At 64.1% G+C, this 17,240-nt stretch carries 15 protein-coding genes and 1 pseudogene; 11 read left to right on the top strand and 5 right to left on the bottom strand.

Annotated features, from left to right (window positions below; all coding sequences use genetic code 11):
* Positions 1–212 precede the first annotated feature (212 nt).
* Positions 213–494: a hypothetical protein gene (locus ACWEJ6_RS51660; RefSeq protein ID WP_452432964.1), complete on the top strand. Its 282-nt coding sequence runs from the start codon at positions 213–215 to the stop codon at positions 492–494.
* A 322-nt stretch (positions 495–816) separates the two neighbouring features.
* On the opposite strand, the gene ACWEJ6_RS51655 is transcribed toward ACWEJ6_RS51660, so the two are convergent.
* Positions 817–1,458, bottom strand: a complete 642-nt coding sequence (locus ACWEJ6_RS51655; RefSeq protein WP_452432962.1) for a response regulator — start codon at positions 1,456–1,458, stop codon at positions 817–819.
* Positions 1,455–2,834 (bottom strand): sensor histidine kinase, encoded by a 1,380-nt coding sequence (locus ACWEJ6_RS51650; RefSeq protein WP_452432960.1) that lies wholly within the window; start codon positions 2,832–2,834, stop codon positions 1,455–1,457. The genes ACWEJ6_RS51655 and ACWEJ6_RS51650 overlap by 4 nt, the downstream gene beginning before the upstream one ends.
* Positions 2,835–2,946: 112 nt before the next feature.
* On the opposite strand from ACWEJ6_RS51650, the pseudogene ACWEJ6_RS51645 reads away from it, so the two are divergent.
* The 3 genes and pseudogenes from ACWEJ6_RS51645 to ACWEJ6_RS51635 all read left to right on the top strand — a co-directional run.
* Positions 2,947–3,600, top strand: a pseudogene (locus ACWEJ6_RS51645) (ABC transporter ATP-binding protein); the annotation flags it as partial.
* A 74-nt stretch (positions 3,601–3,674) separates the two neighbouring features.
* On the top strand, positions 3,675–4,427 hold the full coding sequence (locus tag ACWEJ6_RS51640; protein ID WP_452432958.1) for an ABC transporter permease: 753 nt from the start codon (positions 3,675–3,677) through the stop codon (positions 4,425–4,427).
* The gene (locus ACWEJ6_RS51635; protein ID WP_452432956.1) at positions 4,424–5,200 is read left to right on the top strand and encodes an ABC transporter permease subunit; all 777 of its coding nucleotides are present in this window, start codon (positions 4,424–4,426) and stop codon (positions 5,198–5,200) included. Before ACWEJ6_RS51640 ends, ACWEJ6_RS51635 begins: the two co-directional genes overlap by 4 nt.
* 100 nt (positions 5,201–5,300) lie before the next feature.
* Here ACWEJ6_RS51635 and ACWEJ6_RS51630 read toward each other — a convergent pair whose 3' ends face one another.
* The 3 genes from ACWEJ6_RS51630 to ACWEJ6_RS51620 form a co-directional block, all read right to left on the bottom strand.
* Positions 5,301–6,986 (bottom strand): ribonuclease J, encoded by a 1,686-nt coding sequence (locus tag ACWEJ6_RS51630; protein WP_387683415.1) that lies wholly within the window; start codon positions 6,984–6,986, stop codon positions 5,301–5,303.
* Between the two features lie 54 nt (positions 6,987–7,040).
* Positions 7,041–7,958: a 4-hydroxy-tetrahydrodipicolinate synthase gene (gene dapA / locus ACWEJ6_RS51625; protein WP_387683417.1), complete on the bottom strand. Its 918-nt coding sequence runs from the start codon at positions 7,956–7,958 to the stop codon at positions 7,041–7,043.
* Positions 7,959–8,207: 249 nt separating this feature from the next.
* On the bottom strand, positions 8,208–8,654 hold the full coding sequence (locus tag ACWEJ6_RS51620; protein ID WP_387683419.1) for a GNAT family N-acetyltransferase: 447 nt from the start codon (positions 8,652–8,654) through the stop codon (positions 8,208–8,210).
* Between the two features lie 1,160 nt (positions 8,655–9,814).
* Between ACWEJ6_RS51620 and ACWEJ6_RS51615 the strand changes: the two genes are divergently transcribed.
* The 7 genes from ACWEJ6_RS51615 (at position 9,815) to ACWEJ6_RS51585 (ending at position 17,207) form a co-directional block, all read left to right on the top strand.
* Positions 9,815–10,531 (top strand): GntR family transcriptional regulator, encoded by a 717-nt coding sequence (locus ACWEJ6_RS51615; RefSeq protein WP_352320788.1) that lies wholly within the window; start codon positions 9,815–9,817, stop codon positions 10,529–10,531.
* A gap of 576 nt (positions 10,532–11,107) precedes the next feature.
* Complete coding sequence (locus ACWEJ6_RS51610; RefSeq protein ID WP_452432953.1) at positions 11,108–11,854, top strand: phosphotransferase family protein; 747 nt, start codon at positions 11,108–11,110, stop codon at positions 11,852–11,854.
* Positions 11,855–12,655: 801 nt separating this feature from the next.
* Positions 12,656–13,312 carry a RadC family protein gene (gene radC / locus ACWEJ6_RS51605; RefSeq protein ID WP_452432951.1) on the top strand — a complete coding sequence of 219 codons (657 nt, stop codon included), beginning with the start codon at positions 12,656–12,658 and terminating at the stop codon, positions 13,310–13,312.
* Positions 13,313–14,008: 696 nt separating this feature from the next.
* Complete coding sequence (locus tag ACWEJ6_RS51600; RefSeq protein ID WP_452432949.1) at positions 14,009–14,452, top strand: transposase; 444 nt, start codon at positions 14,009–14,011, stop codon at positions 14,450–14,452.
* A gap of 938 nt (positions 14,453–15,390) precedes the next feature.
* Positions 15,391–15,702, top strand: coding sequence for a hypothetical protein (locus ACWEJ6_RS51595; RefSeq protein WP_364340243.1), 312 nt, complete (start codon positions 15,391–15,393; stop codon positions 15,700–15,702).
* A 663-nt stretch (positions 15,703–16,365) separates the two neighbouring features.
* A complete protein-coding gene (locus tag ACWEJ6_RS51590; protein ID WP_452432946.1) occupies positions 16,366–16,662 on the top strand; it encodes a transposase in 297 nt (98 codons plus the stop codon).
* On the top strand, positions 16,659–17,207 hold the full coding sequence (locus ACWEJ6_RS51585) for an IS3 family transposase (RefSeq protein ID WP_452432945.1): 549 nt from the start codon (positions 16,659–16,661) through the stop codon (positions 17,205–17,207). Before ACWEJ6_RS51590 ends, ACWEJ6_RS51585 begins: the two co-directional genes overlap by 4 nt.
* Positions 17,208–17,240 lie beyond the last annotated feature (33 nt).

Raw genomic sequence — 17,240 nt, 5'->3', positions numbered from 1 at the left:
TCGATCCGCTGAGTTGTCCGGCTTCTTACGCGCCACTGCGGCGTCCTCCAGGTCGATCTCCGTCGATGCCTGGATCACAGTACTCATCAGGTGCGTTCTCCTTGATCAGGAGTTACACCGAAAACCGTACAGTCCCCAGCCGACTGCCCGGAAGCCCAAATCACGAACGGTGCGGCTCCGCTGGAGTGAGCGGTTCCACGAGCGTGGGCCTCGTGGGTGTGCCGAAGTTCATGCGCCAGCAAGGAACTTCGGGGAAGTTTGGACCGTCATCTCTCAATGTGAGCGATAAGGTGCAGAACGATCGGTTCCGGCATCTGCCGGAGCGGCCCGACTCGGCCACGTGGCGGTCCGGTGTGGACGAGGAGCCGCTGCCGCAGGTCATCCGCGAGCCGGCAGGGGCGGAAGACACCGGCCTGCGCTGGGTGGCGCCCGAACTGGAAGCGGCACGGCAGATCAGCGACGCGATCGTACGGCGCCGCAATTCCCGTGTCTGAACCGGACAAGATGTAGCTCGTTCAACGACTGAAGCGATAAAGCGTCTGCTCGGTGATGGTCTTCCTCCAGCCGGTCATGGGGCAGCGTCCCGGTCTGCGCGTCGGCGAGGTGTCCGATGAGCCAGTTGAGTGCGTTCTTCGCCTTCGCCAAGACGTCAGCTGATACCTGGGACCGCCTCCATACGACCGGCGACGCACGATCGCCCAATACGCACGGATCGGCTTCCCCAAGTCTCGACCCGGCCTTACGAAATCCGCCTCTTGTGAAGACCCCCTACGACCAGAGAAGCATTGAGCACTGGGCGATTCAGGCCCTCTTACGTCACCGCCTTGCAGAAACCAACCCGCTCTCGTACGCCGCGATGACCAACTGCGCTCTGTCACGAGCATCCAACTTCGCGAGCAAGCGGCCGATATGTGTCTTGACGGTGGCCAAGCTCAACTGCAAGTGATCAGCGATCTCCCCATTGGACAACCCACGAGCGATCAACAGCAGCACTTCCCTCTCGCGCTCCGTCACCCTGTCCAACCCCTGTGGCCGCTGCGCCACAGGAGTTTTGGTGAACTCCTCGATCAAGCGTCGCGTCACCGTTGGCGCCAGCAAGGCCTCACCGCTCGCAACCACACGAACAGCAGCGAGCAGGTCAGCAGGCGGCGTGTCCTTAAGGAGAAATCCACTCGCACCGGCCCGGAGCGCGTCGTAGACATACGCATCCAGGTCGAACATCGTCACCACAAGAGTCCGAGAGACATCCCCGATACGCCGAGTCGCCTCGATGCCATCCATGTGCGGCATGCGAACATCCATCAACACCACATCGGGTCGATGCTCCAAGACGACTGCCACTGCTTCAGCACCGGTTGACGCCTCGCCCACCACTGTCATGTCAGGCTCGGAGTCGACCAGCATCGTGAAGCTTCCCCTGAGCAGAGCTTGATCATCAGCAACGACCACCTTGATCACGACACCTCCTGATACGGCAGACGCGCGAAGACACGAAACCCTCGTCGAGGGAGACTCGCCGCTTCAAAGACTCCGCCGTACATCATGACCCGCTCCCGCATCCCGATCAGTCCGTGGCCGGAGCCGTCCCCGGGCGACACCCGTCTTCCTGGGCCCTCGTCAACCACCTCGATCCGCACCTCGCCCCCGTCCGTCACGACAGAGACGTGACAGCGAGTCGGTGAGGCATGCTTGACCACGTTCGTGAGCGCCTCCTGCACGATGCGATACACGGACAGCTCGACGCCATCGGGCAACCGTCTTGCCTGCGCCGCACCCCCTCCTCGTCGTTCCCCCTCTTCATTCGCGGCGACAACTCCTCCGAACAAGCCTTCATCCGGCACACGGTCACCAGTCCACGGCGTGGCCTGTTCCCCATCAAGAGGCCCACCTACTTCGCCAGGCCCCGTTCTTGGCCGTCCCCGTGGCGTGCTTTCAGCCTGACTCCGCAGACCTGGGCTTTCCTGGCCGGCTTCATCTGTACCGATCCGGAGATCAAGGTCGATCTCGACCCCAGCTTGCCTGGCCTGCTCCACCAAACCCTCCAGGCCCGCGATACCCGGAACGGGAACAAGATCTGGCAGTTGGGTCGAGCGGAGCATGCCTAGAAGATGGCGCATCTCCACCAGAGCACTCCGGCTGGCGGTCTCGATCACACGCAAGGCGTCGTGTGCTTCTTCAGGCCTGTTCGCCAGCACATGATTGGCCACGCCTGCCTTGACCGCGATCAATCCCACGCTGTGGGTCACGACGTCGTGCAGTTCCCGCGCGATGCGTAACCGTTCCTGTGTCACTGCATGCTCGGCCATTCGCTCGGCCTCACGAGCGGCGTACAACCTGCGTTCCCGGACAGCCCGACCGATGGTCCACGCTCCGCCGAGCGCCGCGATGCCGACCAGGGGTTGATCGATGTGCGCCAGCCAAGCTGGCGTGCCCCCGCGCGGCGCGCCGCCTGCGACCACCAGCCCGAAGACACTGATCATGCTGACCACACCGATTGCCGAGGACGGCAGCACGGCCCCGAACCTGTCGGACATCGCCACGATATAGATCGCATAAGCCGGTGCGATGCAGGCGTACCCCACGACGTCAACTGCGACTGCGAAGACGGCGAGCGTCAGGGTGAAGCAGAAGACGGGCACAGGCCACAGCCTTCGTACCGCCAAGGGCAGGCCCAGCCCGCACGGGAGGGCTATCTTCAACCACGGCGGCATCCCAGGCGCGGTGACCGCTGCGGTGACGAACACGAACGCAAACCCCAGCCCCGCTGCCAGATCGAGCACGATCAGCTGACCGCGGCTCCAACGCCTGGCGAAGAAGGGATGGTTCTCGTTCACGCGTTGAACGGTAGCCTCTCGCCGAGCCGAGCACGTCAGCCCAGGGTCTGACCTTCAAGTTCGAACCGTGGTCTGATGCGCCGCCGGCCCGGCATGCCGCATCTTCTTCAGCGTGATCGAACTTCAGCACCTCACCAAGCGCTACGACGACACGGTCGCCGTAGATGATCTGTCTTTCAAGGTCGAGCCGGGCCATGTGACGGGTTTCCTCGGCCCCAACGGCGCCGGCAAATCCACCACGCTCCGCCTGATTCTCGGCCTGGACGCGCCGACCTCCGGCCAAGCTCTGATCGGGGGCCGACGATACGCCTCCTTGCGCAGGCCCATGTTCGAGGTGGGGGCGCTGCTCGACGCGAGTGCGGTCCATGGCGGGCGCAGCGCCTTCAACCATCTGCTGTGCCTGGCCGCCACCAACGGCATCGGCGCCACACGCGTGGCCGAGGTGCTTGAGCTGGTCGGATTGACGGGTGTGGCACGCAAACGCGTGGCCGGCTTCTCCCTCGGCATGAAGCAGCGACTCGGCATTGCCGCTGCGCTGCTCGGCGATCCTGGTGTGCTGCTGTTCGACGAGCCCGTCAACGGCCTCGATCCCGACGGGGTGCGCTGGATCCGCGACCTGATGCGGTCACTGGCTGCCGAGGGCAGGACCGTTCTGCTCTCCAGTCACCTGATGAGCGAGATGGCATTGACCGCTGAACGCATCGTGATCCTGGGCCGGGGGCGGTTGGTCGCGCACTCCACGGTCAACGAGCTGACCGCACGCTATCCCTCGCTGGAGGACGCCTACATGGCTCTGACGGAGAGCAGCGTCCAGTTCGGAGCAACGAGATGAGGGCGGCCATGCTGGCCGAATGGCTGAAGCTCCGGTCAGTGACTTCCACCTGGCACGTAATGAGCGCGGCGGCTCTCATGGCCGTGCTCGGCGTGGTCTGGACGCTCTACGTCAGCGACCTCGCCGAAGATCGAGGGACGCTGCGGGCAGCCGCACCGGAACAAGCATTCCTGCCCCTCCTTCAGATGAGCCTCACCGTGCTCGGCGTGCTGGCGGTCACGTCCGAATACGCGACAGGGATGATTCGCGCCAGTCTTACCGTCGTTCCGCGGCGCAGCACCTTATTTCTGGCCAAGGCCGTCGTCGTCGGTCTGGCCACGTTGACAGCGGCTCACGTCATCCTTCTGGTCACCTATTCGGCGAGCCGTCTGATCGCCCGCGACCACCGGCTGGGCTTCAACGAGACTTCGCTGGCCGACGACGTGCCGATGCTGTTGGCCGCGGGGGTCTCGGTGACTGCGCTGGCTCTGGTGGGGCTCGGCCTGGGCATGGCCACGCGGTCGACGGCTGGTGCGCTCCTCTCGGTCGTGGCCTTGCTGTTCGTCCTGCCCGGTGTCGTCGTTTACCTACCTGCGCCGTGGAACACGCGTGCCGCATCACTGCTGCTGCCGAACCTGGTTCCCCAACTGGTCGGCGATCGCCTGTCGTCCCGACTTGGAGACGGCTTTCTTCCGCCTTGGGCCGCGCTGCTGGTCCTCCTGGCATACCCGGTAATCACGCTCGTTGCCGGTTTGATCTCGCTCAAGCGGAGGGACGTATGAGTGTTCTCGCCTCGGAGTGGCTGAAGGTCCGTTCGGTCCGCTCTTCCTATCTCATCGTCGGCATCAGTCTCGGCACGATCCTTCTGGGCCTTGCCTTGGCCTCCATGGCAGCCGGCATGTACGACGACGCCCCCGTGGAGCAGCGTCCGACCGCCCGGATAGCGGATCTGGAGGAGGTTCTGGTGATCGTCCCGCAGCTTTGCATGGGCGTCCTGGGCACATTGGCCGTCACATCTGAATACGCCACCGGCTTGATCAGGACGAGTCTGACGGTCGTCCCCCGTAGATGGCCGCTTCTCGCTGCGAAGGCCGCCGTGGTCGGCGTATTGAGCCTGGTCATTGGCCCGATGGCGGTGTTCGGGACGTATTTCGTGTCGCGTTGGGTGCTTGGCGACCGATTCTCCGGCGCATATCTGACCTCGTTCGCGGACAAGCTTCCGTTCCTGCTCGTCACCAGTTCCACGGTGGTCGTGTTCGCGCTGCTCGGCTTGGGATTGGGCGCGCTTCTGCGTTCCGCCACCGGTGCGATCGCCTTGTTGGTGGGTCTGGTCTACGTCATTCCGATGATCGTGGGCAACATCCCAGAGCCCTGGAGTGAACGGCTGGGCTCGATCATGATCGGTGCACTGCCCCGCGAGATCACCGGCGACATCATCACCACGTCGGTGTACGGGTCACTTCTGTCTCCGCCTGCGGCCGCCACCGTGCTGGTGTTGTACGCGGTTCTTCCCCTGCTGGCCGCCATCTGGCTCATACGCAGGAGGGACGCTTGAAATGCCCACTCCATGGACCTTGTTGCGATGCACCATCTGCCGTCTCGTTCCACAACTGCGGGTACGGCAGGCTCAGGTGCCTGCCGTACCGCTCAGTGGCTCAGACTTCGAGCACGACGGGAATGATCATGGGTCGGCGGCGGTAAGTGTCGCTGACCCAACGGCCGACCGTGCGGCGCACGACCCGGCGGATCTCCTGCATGTCGACCACGCCGTCCGCGGCCTTGTCCTGAAGAGCTCTTTCGATCTGCGGAATGAACTCCTCGAACTGCGCCGGATCAATGCCGGAGCCTCGTGCGTGGATCTCGGGGCCGGCGGTGAGCTTGCCGGTGGCGGAGTCGACCACGACGACCACCGAGATGAACCCCTCGTCGCCGAGAATCCTGCGGTCCTTCAGCGAGGTGTCGGTGATCTCGCCCACCGAGGTGCCGTCGACATAGACGTACCCGGCGTGAACCGCTCCCACGATCTTCGCTCTGCCGTCGACCAGGTCCACCACGACGCCGTCCTCGGCGATCACGATGTGGTCGTCGGGAACGCCGGTGAGCGCGGCGAGCTTGGCGTGCGCCCGCAGGTGCCGCCATTCGCCGTGAACCGGCATGAAGTTCGAGGGGCGAGTCAGGTTGAGGACATAGAGCAGCTCGCCCGCAGCCGCGTGGCCGGAGACGTGCACCTTCGCGTTGCCCTTGTGCACAACACGAGCGCCCCACCTGGTGAGCCCATTGATCACCTTGTTGACCGCGGTCTCGTTCCCCGGCACCAGCGACGACGCCAGCAACACGGTGTCACCCTCGGCGATGCGGATCGGATGATCGCGATTGGCCATCCGCGACAGCGCCGCCATGGGCTCGCCCTGGGATCCGGTGCAGACGAGCACCACATCCTCCGGCGGCCACTGCTCGATGTCGCGCGAGTCGACGATCAACTCCGGCGGCACCTTGAGGTAGCCCAGATCACGAGCCACCCCCATGTTCCGGACCATCGACCGGCCCACCAGGGCCACCTTGCGGCCGTGCCTGGCCGCGGCATCCATCACCTGCTGGATGCGGTGCACGTGCGAGGCGAAGCTCGCCACGATCACGCGCTGCTCGGAGGTGCGGATCACCTCGTCGATGACCGGCCCGATCTCCCGCTCGCTGGTGACGAAGCCCGGCACCTCGGCGTTGGTGGAGTCCGACATCAGCAGGTCAACGCCCTCGGTGCCGAGCCTGGCGAAGCCGCCGAGGTCGGTGAGCCGGCCGTCGCTCGGCAACTGGTCCATGCGGAAGTCGCCGGTGTGCAGGACGATGCCGGCGGGCGTCCTGATCGCCACGGCCAGCGCGTCGGGGATCGAGTGGTTCACCGCGAGGAACTCGCAGTCGAAGGGCCCGAAGATGTGCCGTTCGCCCTCGACGACCTCGACCTTGGTCGGCTGAATCCGGTGTTCCGTCAGCTTGGCCTCGATCAGGGCCAAGGTGAGTCTGGATCCGATGAGCGGAATGTTGCGCCGCTCGCGCAGAAGGTAAGGCACCGCCCCGATGTGGTCCTCGTGGGCGTGGGTCAGCACGACGGCTTCGATGTCGTCGAGCCTGTCCCTGATGTATTCGAAGTCGGGCAGGATCAGATCGACGCCCGGCTGATCGGGCTCGGGGAACAGCACCCCGCAGTCGACGATCAGCAGCCGGCCGTCGTATTCGAAGACGGCCATGTTCCGGCCGATCTCCCCCAACCCGCCGAGCGCGACGATGCGCAGGCCACCGTAAGGCAGCTCCGGCGGGGGGCCAAGCTCAGGATGCGGATGGCTCATGCCCGGCCCCCATGGTCAAATCGTGTTCTCAAAACTCCCGGTTCCTCCCCGTTCCTATGCGTCTGTCAACTTCACCCCGCCGGCCACCAGGCAAGCACGCAGCTCGGCGATTTGCTTCTCTGTCGCGGCCACGAGCGGCAGACGTACCGGTCCCACCGGCACGCCCACCAAGCTCAGCGCCGCCTTTGCCATGATCGCGCCACCGGCCTTCAGCATGATCCCGTCTACTACAGGGGCCACCTGGCCGTGTACCTCCAGCGCTTGCTTCACGTCACCGCTCCTGTGCAACTCGATCATGCGAGCCAGTTCGGAGCCCACGACATGTCCGACGACGCTGACGAACCCTGCGGCGCCGAGGGACAGCCAGGCGAGGTTGAGCAGGTCGTCGCCGGAGTAGAAGACGAGATCGGTCGCCGTCATGACCTGGCTGGCGGCGAACAGATCGCCCTTTGCGTCCTTCACGGCCACGATGCGGTCGTGCTGCGCCAGGCGGATCAACGTCTCGGTCTTGATCGGCACGCCGCTGCGCCCAGGGATGTCGTAGAGCATCACCGGGAGCTCGGTGGCGTCGGCCACCAGGGTGAAGTGCTGATAGAGCCCCTCCTGCGGGGGCTTGCTGTAGTAGGGAGTCACCACCAGCAGCCCGTGGGCGCCCACCTCCGCCGCCTGCTTCGCGAGCTTGACGGTGTGGCGTGTGTCATTCGTCCCCACCCCCGCCACTACGGCGGCGCGGTCGCCAACGGCCTCCAGGACGGCGCTGACGATCCGTCGCTTCTCATCGTCCGAGGTGGTGGGCGACTCGCCTGTCGTCCCATTGACGATCAGGCCGTCGTTGCGCTGCTCGTCCACCAGGTAGGTGGCCAGGCGTCGTACGCCTTCGTAGTCGACGTCGCCGTCAGAGGTGAACGGCGTGACCATCGCGGTCAGCATGCGACCGAAGGGCGCTTCGGCGGTTCCAGTTGGCGATGCCATAGTGCGAACGCTACCTGGATTCGGAAAAACGTTGGACGTCGCCACCCCGCTTTGCCTGCCCGACGGAGCCATTTGCCCTCATTCGCAGGCATTTGGAGGAGCAAGGTGACAGGGATGACCGCATGGGGTAACCCGATCTACTTCGCTCGCGATCACCTCGCCGGCAGCCGAGTCTCCATCATATCCGCCCACGCCCACCTTTCCCTGGGCGGGGCCGAAGAGGGAAGATCAGCCACCACCCGGCGCCCCCTACCGGGACAGTTCGATCTGGTACCTGATGAAACCTCTGTTCTCGGCCACCTTGTCATAGAGGCGGCGCGCGGTGCTGTTGGATTCGTGGGTGTTCCAGTAGACACGGGAGCAGCCGCCATCCCGAGCCCAGTCCGCAACAGCCTCGATCAGTTTGCGTCCCACTCCCTTGCCTCGGACATCGGGAGCGGTGAACAGATCCTGGAGGTAGCAGACGTCGGCGTCAGGGGCCGAGGTGCTGGCATGGACCAGGAAGTGGGTGATGCCGACGAGCCGCCCGTCCAGTCTCGCGCCGAAGGCGTGCATCCGAGTGTCTGCCTGGAACTCCTGCCAGGCCCGTCCATACATCTCGTCGGGTTCGACTCTCTGGTAGAAGTCGATGTACGCCCGGAACAAGCTCTCCCACGCATCCCGGTCGGACGGCATGAGCCTGCCAATGCTGATCACGTGGTCTCCTTACAGGCACGGCCTCAGACAGCCAAGCCCAGGGGATGGACCGGGCCAACAACTAAGACGAAGGCGGAGCTCACAACCTAGGGAGAAGGTGGCCCTCTACGACACGGCCACTTCTTCGGGATACCAGAAGACCACTCTTCCTGAGCCGACCACAGCCCAGGGGTATGCGGCACGAAATCCCGCCGCTCTCACCAGGCATCAATCTAGAGAGGTATTCCGACGCTGCACCGCCGCACAACCCTTCGACGAGAGCACTGAGCTGCGGGAAATCCCGCCGACTGACAGCTCCTGCCGGCGCTAAGGCTCTACAGGCGCTGATGGCACTGGAGTGCTCCTGATGACCTTGCAGGGGTTGGTGACCTTCTGGGCGTTGGTGGCCCTGCGGGTGTTGGTGACCCTGCGGGTGTTGGTGGCCCCGCGGGCGTTGGTGGCCCCGCGGGCGTTGGTGACCCTGCGGGTTTGGTGGCCCCGCGGGCGTTGGTGGCCCCGCGGGTGTGGGTGCGTTGGCGGCCCGGGCCTTGGTGGCCCTGGGGGATGCCAGGGGCCTTACGGGTGCCGGCAGCCGGTGTTAGCGGCCGTGCGGGGTACCGATGACCCTACGGGTGTGAGCGCTGTCCTCGCGCTGCCCTCTCCGCCGCTGAGCACCACAGCTGGGACTCCTGCCGGGGTCGATCACGTGCGCCCGTTCAGCCCGTCACTCTCCGCGTTTGCGGGCACGCGTGGCTGTGGCCGTCTCGTGGTCGCGGAGCAAGGACAGGGCAACTGGGTGCTGTTTCCGTTCCCATCCGACAGGTTCTTGTCTCAGCGCTCCGCTGTTGCGCGTCCCCCGCCGTCCATCCGGCAAGTTGGGTGGGACATGCCAGGAAAAGACAGGAAGCGGAGCTCGACGTACTGAATGAGCTGCGCAAGCGTGCCTCGACGGCCGCATCTGAGGGCGCAATGGAAGAGGCCGCCGATATGTGCTCGGGGGTACACACATCGACGACCTCTACCGGAGAATCGGTGTCCCTTACATCAGCGTTACAGGGTTTCTCCGATAATTTTGCGCCATCGCAAAGTTGGGGCTCCAGCAGTCATCGATGACGGTCGGTTACCTGTCGAATACGGCAACATGGGGCAACGCCTCACACGAACCCCCCAGGGATGGACTAGTGGCCACCTCAGATCCGGTCTACCTGCGTGTCGTCGAAGACATCCGGCGGCAGATCCTCGACGGCACCCTCCCCCCAGGCGCGCCCATTCCCTCACGGGCGCAACTGACCCGTAAGTATCAGGTCGGTGAGACCGCTGCCCGTCACGCTCTACGCGTCCTTGCGGGCGAGGGCCTCATCATCGGCCGTGTTGGTTCAGGCCATTACGTCAGGGACCGTCCAAATTTGACCCCCTTGCATCGATGGCGCTTCCTGGATCACCCCGCGCCGTTCGCGTCCGACCTGCAGTCCCAAGGCAGGCGTGTGACGTGGGATTGGCACAGCGAACCGGCCGACGCCAGCCCCGACATCGCCAGACGTCTACGCATCGACGAACATTCCACGCTGACCAGAACGCACTACGTCTTTCGCGGCGACGGCAAGCCGATCCAACTTGTCACCGCCTACGAGCCGATGGCGTTCGTCGCCCACACTGAGGAGGAACGCCGTAGCTTGGTCGCGAGAATGTACGCGCATGGCATAAAGATCACCGAGGTCGTCGAGAGCATCCACACCCGGGTGCCCCAACCGGCCGAAAGCGATGCGCTCGATCTGGCGGCAGGGGTTCACGTTCTGCATGTCGAACGTACGCACTGGGCCGGCGAACGTCCTGTCGAAACGAGCGACATCGTCATCCCGGGCGATCGCTTCAGAGTGATGTACAGCATGCCCGTCTGACCGGTTCAGGGCTCCGGGTGGCGCCGCACCTCGCCGCCTGGAGCCTCACGTACCGACACAAAGGCCCCCTGGGAAGCGACACCTCAAGGACCCGAAGGACCGCAGGCCGGATCGCCATCCGCCTACTAATCGGCCGCAGGGCGCGGTAAGACTCGCCCTGCCCCATCGCCTTCGTGGAGCCCCACATGGGGACTACGCGCCATGAGGCTCCGATGTTCCGGTACTCGGTCGCCTCACAACGAATCCTCATCCGGCCGCGAATCACCTCCGGCTTTGGCGTGAGGATCGCATCAGACCACGTCAAGAGCCCGCTGCAACCTGAGCCGCGGATCATGAGTCTCGCCTGCTTGTGATCAGCATTGGTGACGGGCCTCCGCGCCACTGCACAGGCTCACTGTTCGTAGATCAAGTCCGGCGATCCGTCGTTGACGGCGGCCTGCGCCTGCGGGCGAGGAACGCCTCACTGCTTGAGCCGTCAGCGGTCGGTGTCCTGCACAGTCCCCGGGCAGTAGGAGGCGCTCAGGCGCGCCGCCGCACGCGAATAACCTGGCGACGTCGGTGGTCATCGTCGCGATAATGGCCGACGTGGAACAGATCGAGGTCGTCGTCGCGCATAAGGAGCGCGCGACCCTGCGTGCCGGGGACGTGTTTCTGAAGATCGACGCCGACCAGACGCGCACTGACGTCGAGGTCGAAGCCATGGCCATGGCGCCGATCCCGACGCCGGAGGTTCTGTGGCGCAAACCGCCCGTACTCGCGCTCGCCGCTGTTCGAGGGACGGCACTCGGTCGCCTGGGCGAGCCGTCCGTCGCGTCGCCGGCGGCATGGGCCGCAGTGGGGACCGCCGTGCGGATGCTGCACGACGCGCCCCTGCCACCATGGCCTGGTCAGAGCTTGGACGCGGTCACATCGCGTCTCGACGCCGAATGCGAGTGGCTCGTCACGAATGGCGTCCTTTCGACAGATCTGGTCACGCGCAATCGCGAGGTTGCCGCGGCTGCGCTCCGGCCGTGGAAACCGGTGTTCGCGCACGGCGATCTTCAGATCACGCACGTGTTCGTCGAAGGCGACGAGGTCACCGGCGTGATCGACTGGTCCGAGGCGGGCCAGGGCGATGCGCTGTTCGACCTCGCCATCTTGACGCTCGGACATGAGGACCGCCTGGGCGACCTGATCGCCGGTTACGGGGCCGATGTCGACCTCGACGTGATCCGCGGGTGGTGGTCCTCGCGAAGCTTGCTGGCGATCAGATGGTTGATCGAGCACGGCTTCGACCCGTTTGCGCCAGGCTGCGAGGTCGACGTGCTGAAAGCCCGGATGTGAGCTGGACGAGCTGACGGCCAGGAGCGCCGTTCCGCCGCGTCGAGTGAGGCGTATCCGCAACGGCGTCGTCTTCCTGGCCGACGATGTGATGGCCTCGATGACCGCTAGGAGGCGGTCAACGTCATTGGGCTGCCGAAGCACGAGTCGAGGCGACGATACGCCTCAACTGCCGAAGGCGTGAGTCGCAAACATGCCCGCGATGAAGCCTCGGGGTGGTTGGTATGGCTCGTGCTCGGCGGGATCTCCGAATCGACGCCAATGAGGCTCGATGCCTCGTATCGGAATTAGCGCGATAATCACCGCTTCGGCTAGCGCGTCTTCAACGAAGCCATCAATACAGTCCCTGGAACCATGGGCTTGGGTGACAGAAGTCCGGATACCGGATCGATTTCTTCTGCATAGATTCTAATGTCCGAGCATTCTGTCACTTTTTCGGGCGAACACGAGCGGTCGAGAGCAAGCGATAGATCGAAAGTGTCGCTGCCGGGCGCCCCGGGGCGAGCGCCTAGAGCACCCACCGGCGTCATCTGTCCCAGCATCGACGCTGGCCAGCCGCGTGTTCCAGCTGGCGACCATGCGGTGGCTGGGGAACAGCTCTCTCATCATGCCACGCAAGATCACTCACTTGCTGGTTTGATGCGCGTCACGGCATTGCGGACGGTCATTCTTCGCATTCGCGGATCGCGGTTTCGATCAATGTAGCTCAAGCGGGATATATCCGCCCACTGCGTCCTCATCGGCCTGGATATCAGAGCCCGAGATTGTCGGTCCTCGCTGATAGAACGGGTGCGGAGGTTGCGAATGCGAGTCAAAGATCTGCGCGAGCGCGATCGGCCGCGAGAAAGGCTCATGTCGAGCGGCGCGGCGGCGCTTGCCGACCGGGAGTTGCTGGCCGTTCTGCTCGGCTCCGGCTTCCGCGGGGCGAGCGCGCTGGAACTGGCCAGTCAAGTCATAGAACACTGCGGCGATCTCGATGCGCTCGGGCGCGCTGATCCGCACCGGCTGCTCAGACTGCGAGGCATAGGGCCGGCCAAGGCCGCGCGCGTGGCGGCTGCCTTTCATCTCGTACGGCGTGCGGCGTCGGAACCTGCGCGGATGCGCATCGCCAGCACATCCGACCTGGCGAAGGTCTGTGCCCCCTTACTGCGTGGCCTCGGGCATGAACGCTTCGTCGTGGTGGTGTGCGATACGCGCGGTGGGGTGCTGAAACGTTCGGTGCTGACAGAGGGTGGCGCCGATCACACGACGGTGCCCGTGCGGGAGACGATCTCCCTTGTGCTCACCACCGGTGGCGCCATGTTCGGCGTCGCGCACAATCACCCTGGAGGCTCTCTCGATCCCAGCGAGGCCGATCTGGAAGTCACGGCCCGCCTCGCCGAGGCCGCCCGGACAGTGGGGCTGCGTCTCCTCGACCATCTCATCATCACGGATGCGGCTTGGAGGCGGATCTCCATGTGAATCATTTCATCCAGGACCTCCACGGACGTATTAACGTGTGGCGCCCAAAAGCCCCTTCCTCAGGTAGCGTCGAACAGGAGAAACAGATGAGGCGGCCATGAGAGCCTAATGGCGCGAGTTGAGGCCGTAATGGACGTCGGCCGGCCAACAAACTCATCCAGACGTGGTCCCGCACATTCGGGAGAGCACGGGACCACGTTCTCCCTTCTTGCGAATAGATTTCGCAGAGAGAGAGGTCGCCGGCAAGAACGGACCGCGGCTCCTGAATCTGTTCGATGGCTGGCAGCACACGGAAGCCTGCACCCGTCCGTCCGTCCGCCAAGGAAGCCTGACGGGTGGGCGCCGGGACAGATCGCATGTCCGAGGCTCGCTTGGCTACTCAAAGGACATGGGCCGGATTGTCCATCATCTCTAAAATGGTGACTGTTCGGGTTACAGGTTACTGTTGAGCGCAAGACGGTAGTCATGAGGAAAAGTCGTTGATGGCCGATGTCCTCGTCACAGGTGCTCGAGAATTTTGGCCAATCCTTGCCGATCTGCTGCGCCGGCCATGACGGAGAAGGCACACTGGTTCCTGCGGCCATTGCAAGCCTCCTTCACCCCTTGAATCGTTGCTATTCGAAGGAGCTTGCGATGGCCGTCCTTATTGTCCTGGTGACGAGGGTGAGAGCAGAAAGCAGCCGAGGATAGGGATCAATGCGCCATACGGACCTGACGAATGCGGAGTGGGAACGGCTGGTGCCGTTGCTGCCTGACGGCGACGCCGGACGCCGGCGGCACGGAGACCAGCGAACGCTGATCAACGGGGTGCTGTACCAGGCGCGAACCGGGTCGCCTTGGCGCAGCCTCCCGGATCGATTCGGATGCTGGATCACGGTCTACAAACGGCAGCGCCGCTGGGCGGCGGATGGGACCTGGGGGCGTCTGCTCAGGGATGTGCAGGCCGCGCAAGGCGTCGGCAGGCACCTGAACGGGGATGTTGTGGTGCATCCTGGCGCTGTCGTGACTTACGACATCGGGCCGTCGGCTGGGGCTGCTCGCGAGGCGGGGTCCGGATCGGTACCGCGGAGAGATCCGGTGTTGGCGAGCTTGGAACTCCGGCTGACCGAGGTGATCAAGATGGGGAAACGTAAGGGTTGACGTGAGGGCGCTGGTGCTGGCAGGCGCCTGTTGGTTGTCTGGGGAGGGTGCCTGCCGTCCCGACTTGATCGGCTGTGTGATCAAGGGGCGGCGGAAGACTCGGTGTTGTGCTTCCCATGGGATCCTTTGGGCCCACGGCAAGCATCAAGCGTCCGGTCGATCATCGCCTACCTCCGCTCGGAGGGTCACTGGTGTCGGTGAGCGAGCTTGTTCAGTTGCTGACAGGTCGCGCTAATGCGGACAAGGGGCGCGGCGAGTGCGGTGGCGGCCTGGGCGCCTCGGTCGTGGCTTTGGGTGCCGAGCGGCACGGGGGGCCGCACTCGACGAGGTGACGGGAAGTCTCGTGACGTCGTGGTCGACGGTCACTCTGTGCGCAACATAGTGATCACGAATGTTGTGTAGCAGTCGGGGCGAGACCCAGCTTCCGCTTGCTGCGGTCGCTTGTTATCAACGGCTCGCCTGTACGTCGGGAGGTGGGCCAGTCAGCAGGGTGTGATGCCCACGCATTTAGCCAATTCTGTGGCCCCTGTTTCGGGAGGCTGCTATCTCATATCCAACTATATGCCAGGCAATGGCAGGACATGACGGTGCTACGTCCGCACTTCTGTGTGCTTCCACAGGCGGGCTAGCGAGGCTGAACGGCGGCGGACCTTCGATCTGGCTGCTCATTTAAGCGCTCGGATCTGACTGCGGCCCTTTGCCGGGGGTGACGGTAGATTGATTCACCTTATCTAGGTGATCTTATTTCCCCCGACAAGGCAGGCAGATGGGGACGTTCACCGAAAAAGCGTGGGTGGGTGGAGGAAGAAAACCACACCGGGGCGCTTGTCGGGGATCGCTTCAGGCAGGGACGTCTTGCCAATATGTGCTCGCAGCAAGTGGGGGTCGGCCGCTGTGGGTGGGCTCCCTCGTCGTCCACTGGTAAGGGGTAGGGGTACGTGAACGTTGAGGTGGAGATCCTCGATCTACAACTCCGTCTGCAGGCGCTGGAGGCTCGCTCGTGCACGGGTGAGCGTGATGCGGTGTTGGCAGGGCTGGCTACGGCGAGGGCGGAGATCGTCGAGGTTCGCTCAGGGGTCGGTCGGGACTTTGAGATCCTCAACTTCGAGATCGCGCGCCTTCGCGAACGGTTCGACGAGAGCTGCAAGGCCAGCCTGGCGGAGACGTTGACGATGCTTGAGGGGCTACGGTTCCAGCTCGATGATCTCGGGCTCAGACTGGATCGCCTGTTGGCGAAAGATGATGCCTGAGCGGCCTTGAGCCCCCGGTCTGGGTCGGGGGCTCTTTATTGGGGTCGCTCGACTGCTCCAGCATTTGATGGCGATGATGCTGAAGGTCGTCTTCAGAGCTCGTTTGGACCGGATCGGCCAGGAGAGGCGTCGGGGAATGGTGACGGCCATCCCGTACTCCTTCTAGGGCCTTGTCCGAGAACGAAGGAGCCAACGTGATGGCCGCGAGGAACAGTGTGCCGTCTTCGAGATGGCCTGCAAAGACGTTTTGGAACTGTGGCTCCTACTTCTCTCTTCTCGGCCTGGCTTCGGACGGAATGCCAACGTGTCCCTCTTAGTCAGAAAAATGGGGCTTGAGTGACAGCTCGTTGGCGAATTGCAGTACAGCGACCGGGCCGTTGAACGCCGCCCAGGATGGCGCATGAATATCTTCAGAGGGCAAAGGGTCTCGGCAAGCCCTGGTGTGCAACTGCAAGCTTGTAGAGGTGCCGCCATCGTCGTTGGCCGGCGCTGCCGGCCACTCAGACGACCGCACGTAAGTAGACGGTGTTCGTGTCGCGAGACGAATAGGTCCGCGGGGCCTACGCAGGGCTGCAGAGCCGCGCTTGAGCGGCACAGTGAGGTGCCCCGGATTTTCCGGACACATCCCCAACTATGGTTGAGGGAGAACCGGAAGGGAAGGCTGTGGCGGGGCGTAACCGACGATTCGGCCAGGAGTTCAAGGACGAAGCCGTCCGCATGGTGCTGGACGGCCCGCGGCCGATCTCGCATGTGGCCAAGGAACTCGGCATCCACGACACCACGCTCGGAAATTGGGTGAACGCCTTTCGGCGAACCCGGGGCGATGACGTGGCGCTGGCGCGAGACGTGGGCGAGAAGAGCGAACGGGAACTCGCGCTCGAGCGGGAGAATCGCAAACTTCGCGAAGAGAACGAGTTCTTGAAAAAAGCCGCGGCCTTCTTCGCGCGGGAACAGCGGTGACCGCCAAGTACGAGCTCATCGATGCGGAGAAGGCTTCTTACGCCATTGTGGATATGTGCTCGTGGCTGGGCGTGTCGCGGTCCGGTTATTACGAGTGGCGAGGGCGGCCGTTGTCGGCGACCGCTGAACGTCGTGAACGTCTGAAGGAAAAGATCGAGACGTTATTCGAAGACAGCCATCAGACCTACGGGTATCGGCGGATCCACGCGGCCCTGCTCCGATCGGGTGAACAGGTCAGCGACGAATTGGTGCGGAATCTGATGCGCGAGCTGGGCTCGCGGCCGCGCCAGCACCGGCCGTGGCGGCCGGCCACCACCCTGCCGGACGGCTCCTACCAGGGCATCCCGGATCTGGTACGGCGTGACTTTACCGCCGATCGGCCGGGCACCAAACTGGTCGGGTCGGGTAGCCGGAGGGAATCTCACCCTCCGGCTCCCACAGAACCGTGCGTAATAGTCTCCCATTACACGGCTCTTGCCACCGTGATCACCAGAAATTGCGGGACCACTGCCAGTGAGCGAACATCCTCGGGTATCGCTGCGTGATTCCCTGGAAGCACTTCTTGGCTTTCTTGAACC

The sequence above is a fragment of the Nonomuraea sp. NPDC004702 genome (genome assembly GCF_053601695.1).
The sequence above is the reverse complement of the archived record's forward strand: the minus strand, read 5'-3'. Positions and strand labels throughout refer to the sequence as shown.